Raw genomic sequence first — 17,544 nt, 5'->3', positions numbered from 1 at the left:
CAATAAAAAACCACAAAAATTCCTATTTCTATAATTAATTTTACAAAACCCACAAAAATAATATTAAATACATGTATATTATATGTAGTGGTGAGGGAGGTGATAATGCATTAATTAGCCACTTTAAAATTTAATAACACCATCTTCTATTTCAATTATTCTATCTGTTTTTTTTGCTATTCTCTCATCGTGGGTTATTATTATGAAAGTAGTTCCAAGTTCTTTATTTATATCTCTAAATATATTATATATAACCTCAGAAGTTTTAGAATCCAAATTTCCCGTTGGCTCATCTGCAAGTATTATCTTAGGGCTGTTCATAAGGGCCCTTGCAATTGCGACCCTTTGTTGCTCTCCACCTGACAAATCATAAACTTTGTTTTTCTTAACCTTTGGAAGTCCCACAAGTTCCAAAAGTTCTTTTGCTTTTTCAGAAGTTTTTCTACCGCAAAATATGTTTCTTATAGATCTAGGCATAATGACATTCTCGATAGCATTAAACTCTGGCAATAAATGATGAAATTGAAATACAAAACCTATTTTACGGTTTCGAATATCAGCTAAAGCCCTTCTACTCATCTTATCTATTCTTCTGCCTTCCAATTCAACTTGTCCACTTGTAGGCCTATCAAGCATTCCTATTATATTTAATAAGGTCGTTTTACCACTACCTGATGCCCCTATAATAGAATTAAAAGAGCCTTTATCAATAGATAAATTTATATTGTTTAATACCTGTGTTTTCACTCTTTTTCCATAAATTTTATTAATATCTTTAAGTTCTATAATGCTATCCATTTTTTATAACCTCCACAGGCGTTAATTTAAAAGATTTTAAAGCTGGAAAAAATGCCGCTGAAGTTGATGCTATTACATCAATAATACATAATTTAATTATAAAATTATAATTAACAATTATATTAACTATAGGTTTTCCATCAACTGATGACACTATATATCTATTAAACCCTTTTACATACAAATAGGTTAACCCCACACCAATACCTGTACCAATTACCCCTAAAATAAAAGCTTGAATTAAAAATATAAGGGCAGCTGAACCATCTTTTATTCCCATAGCCTTTAAAATACCTATTTGCTTGTATTTTTGAACCACACTTATACTCATTATACTTATTATACTTAAAACAGCAGCAATCATTACACTAAGTTGAATTATTAGGCTACATACTTTTTCACCCATTATAGCGCTTACTAATAACTTGTTCTGATCTTTCCAATTTTCTATTACTAAATTTTTATCATTTAACCCTTTTTTCAGATTACTCGCAATAACATCGGCATTATAAGGATCACTCGTAGTTAATTCCATAGATGTTGCAGCATCACCAATCGCCGACAAATTCTGAGCAGTTTTAAAATTCGTAATAACTAAAATTTTATTAATTTTTATTGTATCAAAATCATAAAATCCTACGGCTTTAACGACTATCTTTCGATTATCAGCCGTTATTATATTAATGTTATCATTTATTTTCAATCCTAATTTTTCACTAAGTTCCTTACCAATCAATACTTCTCCAGAATATTTTACAGTTCTTCCTTTATAAATTTTATCTTTAATATTATATAATGACTCCAAATCTTTAGAAACAAATCCACTAATTTGTATAGGCTCCGTCATATTTCTAATGTTAAGAGATGCATTATATCCAACCACTGGCGCCACCGATGTTATCCTACCATCCAGCTTTTTAATTTTATCTACCTTGACCTGATAATCCTTTATTATATTGTTTTTAGGATTGATCGTTATATGAGTTGAATTTCCCACGACTTTATCAATTAAAGAGGTTTCCAAACCTGTACTTAGTATCCCAACAAATATCTGTACCGAAATCCCTATAGCAATACCTAAAACTATTACTAATGTTTGAATCTTACTGTTTATTAAGAATCTCCAGGCTATTTTTATTGCTGTAAACATACCCTCTAGCCTCCGCTTATTTTTTTTATAAAATTTAATCATAATTTAACAGTTTTCAATAAATATAAACTTATACCATTTATTCTATCACACAATGTCATATTTCTCTATAAATATACAATTAACCCACCGAACTATGAATTCCTATGGTTTATTATTATAAATACATAGAAAGTAATTAATTAGAATATATAAAACCAAAAATAATTAGCATCATTTCGCTAGTTATCTTTGGTTTTTTGCAATTATTTTAGATTATTCAAACTCGAATTTAGTGAAATGTTTTTTTACGGTATAATTGCAAAAATGAAACTATATTGATAAGGTAACCGTTATATAAGTATAATCATTAAAAGGTTATACATTTTCACTCATTTTAATAGAAGAGGACGTGTTCTTTATGAAATATGTAGTTTTAGTAATAATATTAACTATTGCGTATGTTTTATTATGCAGCTTAATGAAAGCAGCTAGTAAAACAACCCCCTCAATGCAAGGTAACAAACATAATGAAGGTAGAAATAATTAAACAAGATTAGAGTATTTTTATATAATTCATCGATTACAAATCACACATTTTTCACCATTACCACACTCCGTACATGTTTCTACTCCTGAACCAATAGTTTTAACTTTAGGACATATTTCGAAATAATCATGTGCTGTGAATATAATTTTTATATCCATTTTATTCGCAGCGGATATAAACTCTTCATCTAAGTTCACCAATGTATGAATATGTATGATATTAACCTCGATAGTTTTTAAGAAATCAGTATATATATTAAAACCCATATGTTTAAGCGATACTTTAGGATCATGTTCTCCGCTGAGTAATGTAGCGGAAATCGGATTATTTATTTCATATACTTTTATATTGTTAAAGGATTTATTCATTTTGATTTTTAATTCTCTATCTATTGAAATATTTCCTGGATATACTAATGAAACTTCATTACCATTAGCTACTTGGCGTACCATAATATTTTGTGGCTGTTTCGCTAATCCCCCTGTGTTAACCGGAGGCAATCCAAGTGCATAATGCAAAATTTTAATCACACTCACCTCCTATATTAATAAAAAAGCAGATCACCATTTTGCGTTCTTATGACAAATTGTGGAATAAATTGCCACCTTCCTTACGTATTTCTTCTAATTCTCCTTTAATTATAACATTAATTGCTATGGATGTCGTAATACTAAAAAAAGCTAACAAAATCTACCTCTTTTCATTTATATAAATGCATATACCTTAACAAAGGAAATAAAAAAAGATAGAATATGCTTTGCATTAGCATATTCCATTTTTTTACTTCATAAGTTTAGAAACTATTTATCCTCAAGGGAATCACGATTAACTTATTTTAAATATTCATGAATTGCTTCTTGCCAAGTTCTAGTTATATCTCCTGTTGTAAGTTCCAACATATAATTTCTAAGCACTGAATATTCTGGCCTTTTTGCCGGACGTGGGAATTCATCGGTTGTACACGGTAAAACCGTCGTCGTTATACCCTTAAATCTAAAAATTTCTTTAGTGAACTCATACCATGTACATTCACCTTTGCAGGTACAATGAAATAGTCCATAATTTTTTTGCTCTACAAGTTTAATTATAGTTCTAGCTAAATCAACTGTACTTGTAGGTGTTCCTTTTTGGTCATTAACCACTTTTAATGTGGTATTAGTTTTACTTAAATTTATCATAGTATTTACAAAATTATTTCCATCTCCATAAAGCCATGCTGTTCTAACTATGTAGTGTTTAGGATTATGATTTTTAACTAATATTTCTCCCTCGAGCTTAGTTTTCCCATAAATAGTCAAAGGATCTATTTTGTCAAATTCCGTTAGTGGCTTATCTATATTACCGCTAAACACATAGTCTGTTGAAACTTGGACAATTTCTGCACCAATTTCATTTGCAGCTATTGCTAAGTTTTTAGGTCCTATTGCATTTATCTTATATGCCATATCTATTTCCATCTCACACTTGTCCACAGCTGTAAGTGCAGCGCAATTTATAATCACATCTGGTTTATTTTCATTTACGAAACTATATACTTCATTAATATTTGATATATCTAGATCTGACCTTCTCGCACATATTAAATCAACCGTCTTTTTCTCTTTGTATTGATTAGCTAATTCTCGACCAAGTTGCCCATTAGCTCCCGTGATTAATATCTTCATATTTAATTCTCCTCTTAAAGCTTATTCTTATATAAATTATACCTTACTTTAATAATTAATTGAGGAAATTCTAAAGAATAAAAGATTATTAACGATAAGTTAATATATTATTTCAAATAAATTCTTGCAAATAATATTTTATACAATATAAAATTCATTTTTAATACCTTAAGATAAAACTTTTACAGAAAACGGCAAATTTGCTTACATGTAATCACTTATTGAAAAGTAAGGACGCAAAGCCATAGGGCCTTACGAGAGTATGGTAGCCTAGCCACCAAATTAAAAGGAGTGATTTATTATGTTTAAAAACAATATGAAAAAAAGTATAACACTATTAATAATGTTAATTTCCTTATCAACTGTTAGTCCATTTCTAAATACCACAAATGCCGTAGGTATTACAACTTCTGCTAGTATATCTGAGTCAACAAGTAATCCTACTATAATAGATGTTACAACTTATAAATTGGATATAACAGGAATAACCGATACCTCAATCCAGTTTCAACAAATGATAGATTCATTACCAAGTGGAAGTACAATACAATTACCAGCAGGTACGTATAAATTGTCGAATGTTGTTAAGTTAAAGGATAATTTACATATTATCGCCTCTAATGATGTTATAATTAAGGGGACTGGTTATAACACTTTATTTTCCACAGGTAATGCTAATAGTTTCGAGGGTATAGAATTTCAAAATTGTGCAACTGCTTTAAGTGTTTTTCAGAAAACTGGATTTAATATTACAAACTGCAGATTTACAAATAACATTAATTATGCTGCAATTAATTTCTATGGAAGTCGCAATTCAACAGTTAAAAATTCATATTTCTACAACATCCACAAATATGGAATTTTAATTGATAGCGCTAGTTCGGATATTACAATTGATAACAATAATTTTGATAACCCATTAGTTTTTGATGGCTATAGCGTAGAACAGATAGGTGGGCATGTTTATTGTCTAAATGGAACTAGAATTTTCGCGACAAACAATATTATAAAAAATAGCGGTGGGCAGGGTATTATATTTGGTTATAATTCAACAACTGGAAAAGGTACAACAAGTTCTGTCGCATTTAATAATCGGTGCATAGGTAATGGTCAAGAAGGTGTTACAACATATGGCGGAAGCAAAAAGGTTTCTAATGGAAACTCTATTGTTAGTAATACATCTATAAATAACAGATTTAATCAAATTGAAGTATGGCAATCTGATAATAATATTGTTCAAGGCAATACAGTAGAAGAATCAATATTTGGTCGTGGAAGTTTAGGATCTATTTGCCTTTTTGGTACGACCGGTACAACTGTTACGGATAACAATATATTATCGTCTCAAAGTAATGGAATAGCAATAATTGCGGGTAGCTTAAATTGCAACGTATCAAACAATTTTATAGCTGATACAAATAGGCAAGATTTTTCTAAAACTCCTGAGAAAGGTAACGGAATATTACTTGATTGGAACGGAGTAGCTGATCCGCAATATATAACAATCGCTAATAATACAATTAGCTCAAGTAATGGAATTATTGCTAAAAGTGGTGTTTACTCAACTTCCAATACTAATCATCATAACAAGATAAATAGCAACATAATAACGGGTTATCAATATGGAGTTCACTGGTATGCCCTAGCAACTTGTGAAAAATAGATTGACCTTATAACCTCCCCACCGACATAAGAGGAGTGAATTAATATCTTAAATAATAACATAAGAAAAAGTATAGCTGTTACAATAATATTAACTGCTTTATTAAATGGTACTTCCTTTGTAACTACTACAAAAGCTCACGCTGTGACGGCTAATTCAACTAATGTTCCTGCAACAATAGATGCCCAAAAATATAATTTGGATAAAACGGGAACATCAGATACTTCTGCTTCATTTCAAAAAATGATAGATTCGTATCCAAAAGGTAGTACAATTAATTTACCAAAGGGTATATATAAGATATCTAACACTATTAATTTGAAAGATGGGATGAATTTGATTGCAGGTAGTGACGTTGTAATAGAGGGCACTGGTAAAAACACTTTATTCGCTACAGGTAATGATAACACTTTTAAGGGTATAGAGTTTCAAAATTGCTCTATTGCTTTAAGGGTGTTATATGTAAAAGGAGTTAATATAACAAACTGCAGATTCACAAATAATATTACTTATGCTGCAATCGATATTTATGGGAGTAGTGATTGCACTATTACTAATTCATATTTCTATAATATAAACAAATATGGAATTAAAATAGATAAAAATAGTTCTAATATTACTATAGCTAAAAATTATTTTGATAACCCTAAGGTTTTTGGTGGATATAATAATTCACAAATAAGTGGTCATGTTTATTGCTTAAGTGGCACCAAAATCACTGTTGAGAACAATATTTTGAAAAATAGCGGTGGCCAAGGCATAATATTCGGTTACAGTTCAACCTTAGGTAAAGGTACAACTAACTGCATAGCACGTAATAATACTTGTACCGGCAATGGTCAAGAAGGTATCACAATTTATGGAGGCGTTAAGAAACTCTCAAGTGGAAATTCTATTATAGGCAATACCTCTAAAAATAACAGATATAATCAAATAGAAGTATGGCAATCTGATAATAACACTGTAAGTGGCAATACAGTTGAAGAATCAATAGCTGGGTGTGGTAATCTAGGCGCAATATGTCTGTTTACTACGACTGGGACAACTGTTACTGGAAATATAGTACTATCTGCTCAAAATAACGGTATAGATATAACTGCTGGAAGTTTATATAACACTATAACAAATAATAGTATAGCAAATACAAACTTAAACAATAATATTACTGCTCCGCAAAAAGGTAATGCAATATTACTTGACTCAGCTGGAATATCACAGCCACAATATACAACAATTAGAAATAATAAAATTAGCTCAAGTAATGGCATCATTCCTAAGAGTGGTATCTATTCAACTTCTAATAGTAATAAGTACAACAAAATAGATAGTAACTCTATAACAGGTTACAAATCTGGATTTCATTCTTATGCTAAAATGACTTGTGGAATGTAACAACCTCTCCTTAGGATCTACTAAACAAAGGATAAAAGCTATAATATTTGTAGACTTTATCCTTTGTTTTTATTTATAATTCACTCCGTAATATTGGATTGAATTACTCCTGAGCAGCTGGGCATACTAAAATATGCTCCTACTAAAGTAATTTTAATACTATATCAAATTTACTAATACGACAATAAAGGGTGGATATATGAAATTTTTAAAAAACAAAACAGTTATAATTATTATAATAGTCTCCTTTGCATTTCTCATAGGGACATTTGTAGTAATTAACAAAACGAAAGATCTTTCGATTCATAACATCAATAAGAATGATATAAAAAAATACTCATTAGACATAACTGGAGCTACGGACACAACAGCCGCATTTCAGAAAATGTTAAATTCTTACCCAAGCGGAAGTACACTAAAGTTACCAGAAGGTAAATATAGTCTTCACGGTAGTGTAAAACTTCCAGATGGGATAAGGTTAATTTCTAAAAATAAAGTAGTATTCATTGGTTCTGGCAAAAACACTTTATTTTTTGCAGGAAATGATGACAGCTTTCAGGGTATAGAGTTTCAAAATTGCTCTACCGCAATAAACGTTGATTTGAAAAAAGGATTAAATGTAACTGAGTGTAAATTTACAAACAAAATTGATTATGTTGCATTAAGTATATCTGCAAGTAGCAACTGCAATATTACAAATTCTTATTTCAATGATATTCGTAAATATGGGGTTAAAATAGATAACGATAGTTCTAATATTACAATCGATAAGAATAATTTTGATAACGACAAAGTTTTTGGTGGTTATCAAAAGGAACAAATAAGTGGCCATATTTACTGCTTAAATGGAAACAAAATCTCCGTGACAAATAATGTGTTAAAAAATAGTGGCGGGCAAGGAGTGATATTCGGTTTTAATTCAACAACTGGAAAAGGTACAACAAACTCTGTAGCAAGTGGTAATACATGCATCGGTAATGGTCAGGAAGGCCTCACTATTTATGGCGGAGACAAGAAAGTTACAAGTGGAAATTCTCTTATAGGAAATGTTTCTAAAAATAATAGATTTAATCAAATAGAAGTATGGCAAACTAAAGATAACATTGTTAAAAACAATACAGTAGAAGAGTCCATCAAAGGTGTTGGCAATCTAGGAGCAATATGTCTGTACGAAACATCAAATACAACTGCTACTGGAAATAAAGTGTTATCAGCACAAAAGAATGGTATTGATATAACTGCTGGAAGCTCTAATAACATTGTATCTAATAATATTATAAATAATACAAATGGCGAAAATGATAATAAAGCTCCAGAGAAAGGTAATGGAATATTGCTGGACTCAAATGGAAAAGATCAGCCTCACCATATAACAATTAAGGATAATAAGATTAGCTCAAGTAATGGAATAATATCTAAGAGTGGTATCTATTCAACTTCTAATACAGATCAGCACAACACGATAGATAACAATACAATAAAAGGTTACAAAATTGGACTTCATGAGTATGCTAAAATGACTGTTGGTAAATAAAACAATTTCTCATCCATGACTTGCAATATAAGCTCAAAACATGAAATTGCATTAAGGAATTCTAATCTTTTGCGAATATAAAATTCTCTAACTCTCACACTCGACGTCCTGTCTCGGGTTCGCTAGACTGATTTCCTGTCAGTCTTACGAGAATTTTATATTGGCAAAACAAGAATTCTAAATTCAATTTCAATGTTTTCTCGCTTTTTATTGCAAGTCATTCCCGGAGAAATCCATTTTATTAAACCTTTATGCTAAGATACATCTAAAAAAGATGATGGATAAAAAAAATAGAATAGATATAAATAATCCTTACAAAAAAAGTTTTTCAGCCGGTAGGCTGCATATGTAGTAAATATATTTAATTAATTTAACAAAACTACTGCATAAGAAAAGAGATAATCTATGAGATTATCTCTTTTCTTATGTCCAAATTATCCTCTAGTTCAATTTGCTTAGGTGTCCACCTGCTTAGTATTAAGCCGTATATAATCCAATTTAATGGGTTTGTAAAATAACCGCCGTAAATCTGATATAAGAAACTAAATAACAGAAGGTTTGCGAGTAACATATTTTTTTTGATACCTACATTAATTACGAGTAGTGTGAGTAATAAAACTAAATATATTATCCCAAATAAACCACCCTCTGCAATAAAATACGGATACGAAGCTGCTACTACTGCTGTCATTCCAGTAGATTTAAAGATTTTCCTTGTATTATCGGTATTAAGATTTCCAAAGCCTACTCCGATGCCTTCTGTCTTAGTTATTGCTGTAGATGTGAATTCCTGAGTAACATTTACTCTGTAACTGTTGGAAGAATCTTTTCCATTTAACGTATCTACTGTTCTCATATACATTGACGATTTCGTTACTATGAACAATATTGTTATTATGGTAAAGATCATTATTAATCCATATCCAACTAAAATGTTTTTAAAATTCAGTTTTGTTATAATTATAATAAATGATATGAATATTATGGTTGAAAATAACATTACTGATGATCCATAAGCTCCAGATAATGCTAATAGGCCTAAACAATCTATCATATAGATTATATATTTAGCTTGCAACTTATGAGTTTTTTCTTTAATAATTAAATACATTAATATAAGAATTATTATAGATAAGTGAAAACCTAGCTCACTAGGTTCTATGTAAAATAAATTTAGTCTTACAAGATTATATTTATTTATAGTATCATGAAGCCTCCATAAATAATCATTTTGTTTTAGAACAATCGCTATAGGTGTAAGTATTAAGTAGATTCTACAAATATAATCAATAAACTTTTTAATCTTAAAGTCATGAATTTTTCTCGATACCAAAATCATTAAAGAAATGCATATAGTAATTTTAGAAATATTAACCAAAAGTTTTTGCATTTCTACATTTTGTATTACCATTCCTTGAATGATCCCATAAATTACAATCGGTAAAGCACATATTATTAAGAGTGAAATATCTCTCTTTTTTTTAAATATAACAAAGACAATACCGAGCATCCCCAATGCATAAAACAGATCTAAATTACCAGTTAATGTTTTACTAACAAAAGGTAAATTGGCAAACATCTGATGAAAGCAATACAATAATGCCATTAATATTTCCATTTATTTCTCCTATTCTTTAATCAGACCTGAGTACAATTCCATTATATCCAATGCATGTTTTTCCATTGTATAAATACTTGCTAGATTTAGTATATTATTATTAATATAAGATAGTTTTTCTCTATCCTCTATTATAGCTCGTAAATTTTCATATAATTCATCCTCATCGGCTTTTATTACTATGCCAGTAGTTCCAGACTTTACCATATCTTTAAACCCTACAAGATCAGTTAAAATTACAGGTACAGCATAAGAGAATGCCTCAAGTGCTATATATCCAAATGTCTCATACCAGATGCTTGGAACTATCAATACATCTGTATTCTTGAATAATTCCTCAAGATCAGAATAAACATAGGTACCCTTTATATTTACTTTCCCCATAAACTCATCTATATTTATATTTACATTTTTTCCATAGACATTCAAATTCCATTCGCTAATATTATTTTTCAGTAGTTGTCTAAGCACATCTAATAGAAAATATAACCCTTTATACTTCTCTATCGACCCGATATATGTTATTTTTAATGGTTCTTTGCTATTACTATGTTTTTTTATTCTATTATCCTTTATATTTGAATGAGAAATATTAAGAACTCTACTTTTTACATTATTTATATATCTCTCATATGTATTCTTTGCTACACTACTATTATAATGAATAAAATCGATATTATTAAGTATATCAATAGAATTTTTCCTAAACCTAACATATCCACTAGCCGAATGATTATTTTTATTGTTTTTTTCTTCTTTTATAAGTTCAATTTCAGTTAATTCATGATTTTTTTTAATAATTAATTTCTGCTTATAAGCTCTTAGCTTTTTTATAATACTACTATTCTTTAAATATCTATAAGTTCTTGACTGCATAAAGAATATCAAGGAATTACTGTATCCATTTCTATTACATGTTATGCAGTTCTCTCCATTATTATATTCCTCGCATATTTCCCCTTGCAAATCAATAAGATTGACTTTAGGGCATATTCCAAAATAATCATGAGAAGTAAATATGGTTTTTATATTTAATTTTTTTGCAGCTGCTACAAGCTCTTTATCTAAACCCATCAATGTATGGATATGTAAAATTTTCACCTTTGATTCTTTTAAGAAATCTATATATACATTTATATCTCTATCTTTAAAATACGTCTCTGGACTTGGTATTCCGCTAAGTAGCGGAATATCAATTGGGTTTAGTATTTCATATACTTTAACACCCTTAAATGACTTATTCTCATCAATTCGTAATTTTTTATCAATCGTGAAATGACCAGGATATAATATTGTAACGTTATTACCACCTGCAACTTGTTCTAACATAAGATCTACAGAATATTTAGTTAATCCTCCAGTCCGTAGTGGAGGTAATCCAAGAGAATAATGCAATATTTTAATAAGTCGACGCCTCCTTAAACTTATAAAAAAAGCTCTTCGTAATCATGAACAATCTTGTCCCAAGAGTAAGAATCTTTTATTCTGTTTGTAGCTCTTGTAGACATCGCTAAAATCTCACTTTCTGTTAATTTTTCTGCTTTGCTTATTAAAGAAGCTAAATTGCCATCTTCATCACTAAAATACATAGCTCCATTTTTCCCAACTTCTTTATTAAAATTAACATCTAAAAGCAGATTAATATCCGTACTCGATAAGGCTTCAAGAAGTGAAGGATTCGTCCCTCCCACTGAATGTCCATGAATATATGCAAATGCTTCTTCTCTTATCTTTTTTAGAAGTTCATTATCATAAACAGTTCCTACAAATTTTATTCGCGTGTCGCGAGTAAAGTTCGTAGCCTTCAGTAATCTTTCATAAAATTTATTTTTCTCCACATTTGTAATTATAACAAGATCCTTATCAACATCCGATTTCATAAACTCTCTTATCATAGTTTGATAACTGTTCTCTGGTACAAATCTGCCAACAATTAAGTAATATTCTTTCCTTTTTATTAAAAAATCGTCAAAAAAGTTTGTTATAACATCATCCTTCTCCATTAGCTTAGATCTTCCAATTTCCGCTCCATAAGCTATAAACGTAGTATTAGGATTGTACATATCATAATCTGTATTTATGTAATCCTCTATACCTCTTGAATCACATATTAGTAAATCTGCATGTTTTACCATCAGTTTCTCAGAAAACTTCCAATAATTCCTCACAGGCATACTCCATTTACTACGTTTCCATTCATGTCCATCAGGATTTATATAAAGCTTTATTCCCAAATCTTTGAGTTGTTTCTTGTAAAATGATATAAATGGACCAATACGACAAGCAAGAATAAGAACAATTGAATTAGATAATTTCTTTTCCTTAATATACTTTATTGATTTACTTAAAGCTTGCAAATCATAAAGTACTGCTTTCGCACTACCTATATCTTTTACATTAACATTAAAACATCTTGCTTTATTATAATAAAACTCTTCTTCCTTAACATTTAGGCAAGCCACATGATACATGATATCCTGCCTTTTTTTATAAAGAGTTAATTTATCTACGAAGGTCTCGAATCCACCATAATTAGATGGTATTCCTTTAGAACCTATAATGAATACATCTGTCATTTGTTTACACCTCTATTTTAGTTTTATAAAATTATCTTTAGTCCGTTCCATTTAGGAATACACCTATAATATTAGCATGCACTTTTTGAAGAATTTCTTTAGCCGTGTGGGCAGATTTTCTTTCTGTTTTTCCTGATTTAACAACAAGAACACATCCATCAGTATATCTTGATAAAACCTCAGCATCAGCACCTATTGTAATCGGAGGTGTATCAATAATGATATAATCATAATCTTTCTTTAATGAAATTATAAATTCATTAAATCTCGATGATACAAAAAGTTCAGCATAATTTAATGTAGATGCACCAGAAGTCAGTATAGATAAATTCTTTATCTTCGTAGTCTTAACTACTTCTTCAAACAATACATCTCCGGATAGATAATTCACAAGTCCTTTATCGTTTGTTAAATCAAACATATTATGTATATTTGGCTTTTTCAGATCACAATCAACAATTATAGTTTTCTTACCGCTTTTTGCAAGTGATAGTGAAAGATATGCTGTTGTAGTTGATCTACCTTCACTACTGCCAGCACTTGCTATCATAATAACCTTTTTTTTACTATCCGCGTTTAAGAGCTGAATATTTGCTTTTAGTTCGTTAAATGCTTTTAAATTAATTGAGTCTAAGTTAAGATACTCTGCATATTTTGTTTCTCCCATTAAATCCATCTCCCTTCTAATTTATATTAAATGTGCGATTTATTTCTTTTTGGTAAATTCCCCAGAACATGTAGACCTAAATATTTCTCTACATCATCTTTGGTCCTGATCTTTTCATCAAAGAACCCTATAAGTGTCACAATAAATACCGAAAGGAACAATCCAAGTAAAAATGCTAATATTACATTCATAGATTTAAATTTATTGTTTATAAGATCGCTCTGTCCCGAATTCTCCATTATTTTCATGCTCTGCGAAGGATATATTCTCTTTACTTCTTTTGAATAGGATGTTATAACAGCGTTTGCTATAGCTATAGACTGCTTTTGTGATTCTCCACTAGCTGTAATTGTAAGTATCGGAGCATCAGCTGATACAGTAACCTCATAACTCTTTCGTAGTTTCAAATCTGATACAGAACCTTTTAATAATAAGCTAGCATTCTTTGATATAGTACTAGAGTTTGCGATTTGCTCAAATGTAGGGCTTAAACTTTTCGCATTAACTATATCTTCTTTATTTCCTATTACAACGCTTGTTATTGTTTGATACATCGGTTTAGAAATTTTCATAGAATAATAACTGAATAAAGTTGCTGTTAATGTTGCTAAAATTGTTACAAGCAATATAATCCATTTCCCTCTTTTTAGAACATTTATAAATTCTTTATATCCTTTTGTAGTTTCATTATTCATTTTAATACCTCCATGGTAATTGTTCTTTTTATGATATTGTTTTATTAATTTTAAAGCTATATACCTTTTATATTGTTGTATACCAATTTAATCTTTACTAGAAACAATATCAATTCAACATTTCTTGATTTCATAGATTTAATAAGTAATTTATGGAATTTCCCAATCACCTTGGAATCATCCAAATTCTTTCTAACTTCTTCATTATCTAATAAATTTAATATTTCTTGGCTTTTACTTTTTAAAGTTGATTTTTGCTCTATTTTACTTTCCAAATTTAAAAAATTTTTAGAGGAAATTATCTTATAAAAATACTCAATTATACGATAAGTAAAATGAGTTGCTTGGTACTCTCTAGCATCCTTGCTATATTTACCCCATTCTTTAAGTTTACCTACGATAGTATCATTTTCGTTCCTTACAATATCCAAATAATTATCACAGTATTTAAGCCATACTGGATTTGCATTTTCAATTCTGTAATTATATAAAGCTTCTGAAATGACTATGCATTTGTCTATATGCTGATAATAATTAGCATTAAATATTGTGTCTTCCCCCCGTTTATAATTCTCAAATTTCAAATTATATTTTTTTATGATCTCTGATTTGTAAATTTTATTCCACAGGGTATCTCCAATTTCTTCTTTTCTAAGTAAAATATAATTTGACAAAATCTCATCTTTTGTTTTAAAATTATATTTATTAGGTAATACAGTAGTTTTTCTGATAACTTCTCCGTTTTTATCTACAAAAACATTGGTTTGACCTGATATAACTAGATCAACATCATTGCTTTTTATACTTTCATACATTTTCTCAAATAAATTGTTCTCATACCAATCGTCACAATCTAAAAATATAATATATTTACCAATGGATTCATCTATTCCCCTATTTCTAGCAGCCCAGGTTCCTCCATTTTCTTTGCTAATTAATTTGATTCTAGAATCAATTTTTGCATATTCTTTGCACATTTCCTTACTGTTATCAGTAGATCCATCATCTATTATTATTAATTCAAAATCTTTAAATGTTTGATCCATTATCATCTCTAAACACTCTTTGATATATTTTGCTCCATTATAAATTGGAACTATAATACTTATCTTCACCATACTAACACTCCTTAATAATGACCTTTGGTGCTTTTAATCATAACCTTTAATTATACAAAATTCTATTGGTAATAATAGCAATGTTTTTTACTTCATAACATTTTTAATCTTGTACAATAGAGAGAAAATAAGGCCATACATTTTTGTCTTTATAAGCAATATATTAACTTTATCTTTAAATGTTAGCTTACTATTCCTTATTATTTCTGAAATTTGTAAATTATCTATCTCTTTTGATACTATCTCTTTAAACTCAAAGTAATATTTCTTATCTCCAGTTTCAGAGCTTTGTATAAAGTATTTATTATGTATAGCCCATAGGGTCTTTATCAAATAAACTCTATAATAATCTATTAACTCACCATAAATAAGCGGGTTCTTTGTTATAAAATCTCTCATTATATAACATCCATCTATCATATCTTTCATTGATTTAATTGAAAATGTTCTTGTAAGTGATAACTCTCTTTGCCTATAATAATAAAATGGTTCTATCATTGAATAAATCTTATTTGCGTTTGCAAGTAATAAAAATCCAACTGGGGTATCCTCACATACTACAAAATTCGGAAATGAAATTTTATTTTCAAAAAAAAGTTCTCTTTTATGCAGCTTATTCCAAACATAACCCTTGATATCATTTAACAAAAACATCTTAAGGGCCTCCCCTTTATCTAAAAACCCTTCTTTATCAATTCCTTCTATTTTCTTATAATTAGAATCCTGCGCCACGCGAGAATCCTGCGTGCCTTGGCCTTCTCTATACAATATGTAATTACAAATAACTATGTCAATATTTCCACTAGCAGCTGTTTTATACATTTTCTCAAACATATCAAGCTCTACAAAGTCATCACTATCAACAAATGCTATGTATTCACCCCTCGCTGCTTTGAGCCCGGCATTTCGAGTTTCACTAATACCACTATTCTTTTGATTTATAATAACTAATTCAGGGAATTTCTTTCCATATTCTTTAAGTATTTCATAACAATTATCTGTAGAGCCATCATTTATTACAATAATCTCTTTATTATCAATAGTTTGATTAATAATGCTATCTAAACATTTTGGCAAAAATTCCTCTACATTGTAAACAGGTATTATAATGCTGACATCAACTCTATCCAAAAAACATTCCCCCTAGTTAGCCTTCTTTATATACATTAGTTTCTTAACTTTATGAAAAGTGATATCCGTAAGTAAAATCCGTAAATATTTTGAACTTATACAGCTTTTAAAGATTAAAAAAATTCTATAAATCTGATTTTTCTTCTTATATAATTTTGATTTAGTAAGCCCTTCTAATGCTAAACTATATCTTTTTTCTTGATGTACATTAATTTTTATGTTTTTTAAATCTTCTACTTTCTCATTTTCATGCCCGTATTTAACTCTATCTTTATACATCTTAACAACGTGTTTTGAATATAAAAGCTGTTTAAGAGAATTACTTTTAGATATTCCACTCTTGCGAATCCTATATCTAACTAAAAACTCATTAGTATTTCCAAGTTTAAATCCATTAGTTATAAGTCTTAATAGGAAGTCATAATCCTCTGCACATGTAATTTCTCTATAACCTTCATTTTTATCTATACATTCTTTTCTAAAAAACCAGGTTGGATGATTAATAAAATCTACATTTAGAAGGCAACTCTTTATTAATTTCATATCCACTGGCATAATTTCATCTCTATATAATTCTTTGCCCTCCTCATCTATATTAATACACCTAGCACCCATAAAATCTACATCCGGATGACTGCTTAAATATTCCATTTGTTTATCAATTCTGCTTACCAGTGATATATCATCTGCATCCATTCTTGCTATAAAATCACCTTTAACATAAGTTAAAGCTTTATTTAAGCTCCTAACTAATCCAATGTTTTTTTCATTTTTAAAGAATCGTATTCTAGCATCTTTTTTGTTATAAAATTTAATTATATTCTCTAACTTCTTATTATCCGGATCGTCTAAAATAATAATAAATTCTAAACTTCTATAACTTTGATTTAAGATTGATTCTATTGCTTCCATTAACCATTTTTCTTTTTCGTTATATACACTCATAATTACAGACACCAATTGTTGTTTATTAAATTCCATTAAATCATCTCCTTGGGAGCTGCAATAT

The 17,544-nt window shown here is 29.2% G+C and carries 16 protein-coding genes and 1 riboswitch; of the genes, 4 read left to right on the top strand and 12 right to left on the bottom strand.

The annotated features are described in order from the left end of the window. Nucleotides 1-123: 123 nt before the first annotated feature. Both KPL54_RS00295 and KPL54_RS00290 read right to left on the bottom strand, forming a co-directional pair. Nucleotides 124-798, bottom strand: coding sequence for an ABC transporter ATP-binding protein (locus KPL54_RS00295; RefSeq protein ID WP_253203287.1), 675 nt, complete (start codon nt 796-798; stop codon nt 124-126). Then, the gene (locus tag KPL54_RS00290; RefSeq protein WP_216103703.1) at nt 791-1,948 is read right to left on the bottom strand and encodes an ABC transporter permease; all 1,158 of its coding nucleotides are present in this window, start codon (nt 1,946-1,948) and stop codon (nt 791-793) included. The genes KPL54_RS00295 and KPL54_RS00290 overlap by 8 nt, the downstream gene beginning before the upstream one ends. Nucleotides 1,949-2,348: 400 nt before the next feature. On the opposite strand from KPL54_RS00290, the gene KPL54_RS26405 reads away from it, so the two are divergent. Next, nucleotides 2,349-2,477, top strand: coding sequence for a hypothetical protein (locus tag KPL54_RS26405; RefSeq protein WP_268037159.1), 129 nt, complete (start codon nt 2,349-2,351; stop codon nt 2,475-2,477). A gap of 26 nt (nt 2,478-2,503) precedes the next feature. Here the strand turns inward: KPL54_RS26405 and KPL54_RS00285 are convergent, their stop codons facing one another. Continuing rightward, on the bottom strand, nt 2,504-3,007 hold the full coding sequence (locus tag KPL54_RS00285; protein WP_216103702.1) for a hypothetical protein: 504 nt from the start codon (nt 3,005-3,007) through the stop codon (nt 2,504-2,506). A gap of 300 nt (nt 3,008-3,307) precedes the next feature. Next, on the bottom strand, nt 3,308-4,141 hold the full coding sequence (rfbD, locus tag KPL54_RS00280; protein ID WP_216103701.1) for a dTDP-4-dehydrorhamnose reductase: 834 nt from the start codon (nt 4,139-4,141) through the stop codon (nt 3,308-3,310). A gap of 183 nt (nt 4,142-4,324) precedes the next feature. Then, nucleotides 4,325-4,423, top strand: a riboswitch (cyclic di-GMP riboswitch). Nucleotides 4,424-4,442: 19 nt separating this feature from the next. On the opposite strand from rfbD, the gene KPL54_RS00275 reads away from it, so the two are divergent. From KPL54_RS00275 to KPL54_RS00265, 3 genes are all read left to right on the top strand, one after another. Next, a complete protein-coding gene (locus tag KPL54_RS00275) occupies nt 4,443-5,804 on the top strand; it encodes a right-handed parallel beta-helix repeat-containing protein (protein ID WP_216103700.1) in 1,362 nt (453 codons plus the stop codon). Between the two features lie 144 nt (nt 5,805-5,948). Then, a complete protein-coding gene (locus KPL54_RS00270) occupies nt 5,949-7,196 on the top strand; it encodes a right-handed parallel beta-helix repeat-containing protein (RefSeq protein ID WP_216103699.1) in 1,248 nt (415 codons plus the stop codon). A 199-nt stretch (nt 7,197-7,395) separates the two neighbouring features. After that, complete coding sequence (locus KPL54_RS00265) at nt 7,396-8,730, top strand: right-handed parallel beta-helix repeat-containing protein (protein ID WP_216103698.1); 1,335 nt, start codon at nt 7,396-7,398, stop codon at nt 8,728-8,730. A 403-nt stretch (nt 8,731-9,133) separates the two neighbouring features. Here the strand turns inward: KPL54_RS00265 and KPL54_RS00260 are convergent, their stop codons facing one another. The 8 genes from KPL54_RS00260 to KPL54_RS00225 form a co-directional block, all read right to left on the bottom strand. Continuing rightward, complete coding sequence (locus tag KPL54_RS00260) at nt 9,134-10,348, bottom strand: hypothetical protein (protein ID WP_216103697.1); 1,215 nt, start codon at nt 10,346-10,348, stop codon at nt 9,134-9,136. Nucleotides 10,349-10,357: 9 nt separating this feature from the next. After that, nucleotides 10,358-11,677, bottom strand: a complete 1,320-nt coding sequence (locus KPL54_RS00255) for a glycosyltransferase (RefSeq protein ID WP_216103696.1) — start codon at nt 11,675-11,677, stop codon at nt 10,358-10,360. A 95-nt stretch (nt 11,678-11,772) separates the two neighbouring features. After that, nucleotides 11,773-12,924, bottom strand: a complete 1,152-nt coding sequence (gene cps2T, locus KPL54_RS00250) for a beta 1-4 rhamnosyltransferase Cps2T (protein WP_216103695.1) — start codon at nt 12,922-12,924, stop codon at nt 11,773-11,775. A gap of 37 nt (nt 12,925-12,961) precedes the next feature. Continuing rightward, nucleotides 12,962-13,591, bottom strand: coding sequence for a CpsD/CapB family tyrosine-protein kinase (locus KPL54_RS00245; RefSeq protein ID WP_216103694.1), 630 nt, complete (start codon nt 13,589-13,591; stop codon nt 12,962-12,964). A gap of 26 nt (nt 13,592-13,617) precedes the next feature. Further along, nucleotides 13,618-14,286 (bottom strand): YveK family protein, encoded by a 669-nt coding sequence (locus tag KPL54_RS00240; protein WP_216103693.1) that lies wholly within the window; start codon nt 14,284-14,286, stop codon nt 13,618-13,620. A 56-nt stretch (nt 14,287-14,342) separates the two neighbouring features. Continuing rightward, entirely contained in the window at nt 14,343-15,404 is a 1,062-nt protein-coding gene (locus KPL54_RS00235) for a glycosyltransferase family 2 protein (RefSeq protein WP_216103692.1), read from the bottom strand. Nucleotides 15,405-15,491: 87 nt separating this feature from the next. Next, nucleotides 15,492-16,535 carry a glycosyltransferase gene (locus KPL54_RS00230; protein WP_216103691.1) on the bottom strand — a complete coding sequence of 348 codons (1,044 nt, stop codon included), beginning with the start codon at nt 16,533-16,535 and terminating at the stop codon, nt 15,492-15,494. Nucleotides 16,536-16,547: 12 nt separating this feature from the next. Continuing rightward, nucleotides 16,548-17,516, bottom strand: coding sequence for a glycosyltransferase (locus KPL54_RS00225; protein ID WP_216103690.1), 969 nt, complete (start codon nt 17,514-17,516; stop codon nt 16,548-16,550). Nucleotides 17,517-17,544: the final 28 nt, after the last annotated feature.

This window comes from Clostridium estertheticum (assembly GCF_018861295.1).
Taxonomy (GTDB): domain Bacteria; phylum Bacillota; class Clostridia; order Clostridiales; family Clostridiaceae; genus Clostridium_AD; species Clostridium_AD estertheticum_D.
This window is presented reverse-complemented; position numbering and strand designations above follow the sequence as displayed.

What these genes read in the sequence shown, in the direction of transcription:
- KPL54_RS00295 (WP_253203287.1), bottom strand. Translation starts at nt 798, where the DNA reads ATGGATAGCATTATAGAACTTAAAGATATTAATAAAATTTATGGAAAA.
- KPL54_RS00290 (WP_216103703.1), bottom strand. Translation starts at nt 1,948, where the DNA reads ATGTTTACAGCAATAAAAATAGCCTGGAGATTCTTAATAAACAGTAAG.
- KPL54_RS26405 (WP_268037159.1), top strand. Translation starts at nt 2,349, where the DNA reads ATGAAATATGTAGTTTTAGTAATAATATTAACTATTGCGTATGTTTTA.
- rfbD (WP_216103701.1), bottom strand. Translation starts at nt 4,141, where the DNA reads ATGAAGATATTAATCACGGGAGCTAATGGGCAACTTGGTCGAGAATTA.
- KPL54_RS00275 (WP_216103700.1), top strand. Translation starts at nt 4,443, where the DNA reads ATGTTTAAAAACAATATGAAAAAAAGTATAACACTATTAATAATGTTA.
- KPL54_RS00265 (WP_216103698.1), top strand. Translation starts at nt 7,396, where the DNA reads ATGAAATTTTTAAAAAACAAAACAGTTATAATTATTATAATAGTCTCC.
- KPL54_RS00260 (WP_216103697.1), bottom strand. Translation starts at nt 10,348, where the DNA reads ATGGAAATATTAATGGCATTATTGTATTGCTTTCATCAGATGTTTGCC.
- KPL54_RS00255 (WP_216103696.1), bottom strand. Translation starts at nt 11,677, where the DNA reads ATGTTAGAACAAGTTGCAGGTGGTAATAACGTTACAATATTATATCCT.
- cps2T (WP_216103695.1), bottom strand. Translation starts at nt 12,924, where the DNA reads ATGACAGATGTATTCATTATAGGTTCTAAAGGAATACCATCTAATTAT.
- KPL54_RS00245 (WP_216103694.1), bottom strand. Translation starts at nt 13,591, where the DNA reads ATGGGAGAAACAAAATATGCAGAGTATCTTAACTTAGACTCAATTAAT.
- KPL54_RS00240 (WP_216103693.1), bottom strand. Translation starts at nt 14,286, where the DNA reads ATGAATAATGAAACTACAAAAGGATATAAAGAATTTATAAATGTTCTA.
- KPL54_RS00235 (WP_216103692.1), bottom strand. Translation starts at nt 15,404, where the DNA reads ATGGTGAAGATAAGTATTATAGTTCCAATTTATAATGGAGCAAAATAT.
- KPL54_RS00225 (WP_216103690.1), bottom strand. Translation starts at nt 17,516, where the DNA reads ATGGAATTTAATAAACAACAATTGGTGTCTGTAATTATGAGTGTATAT.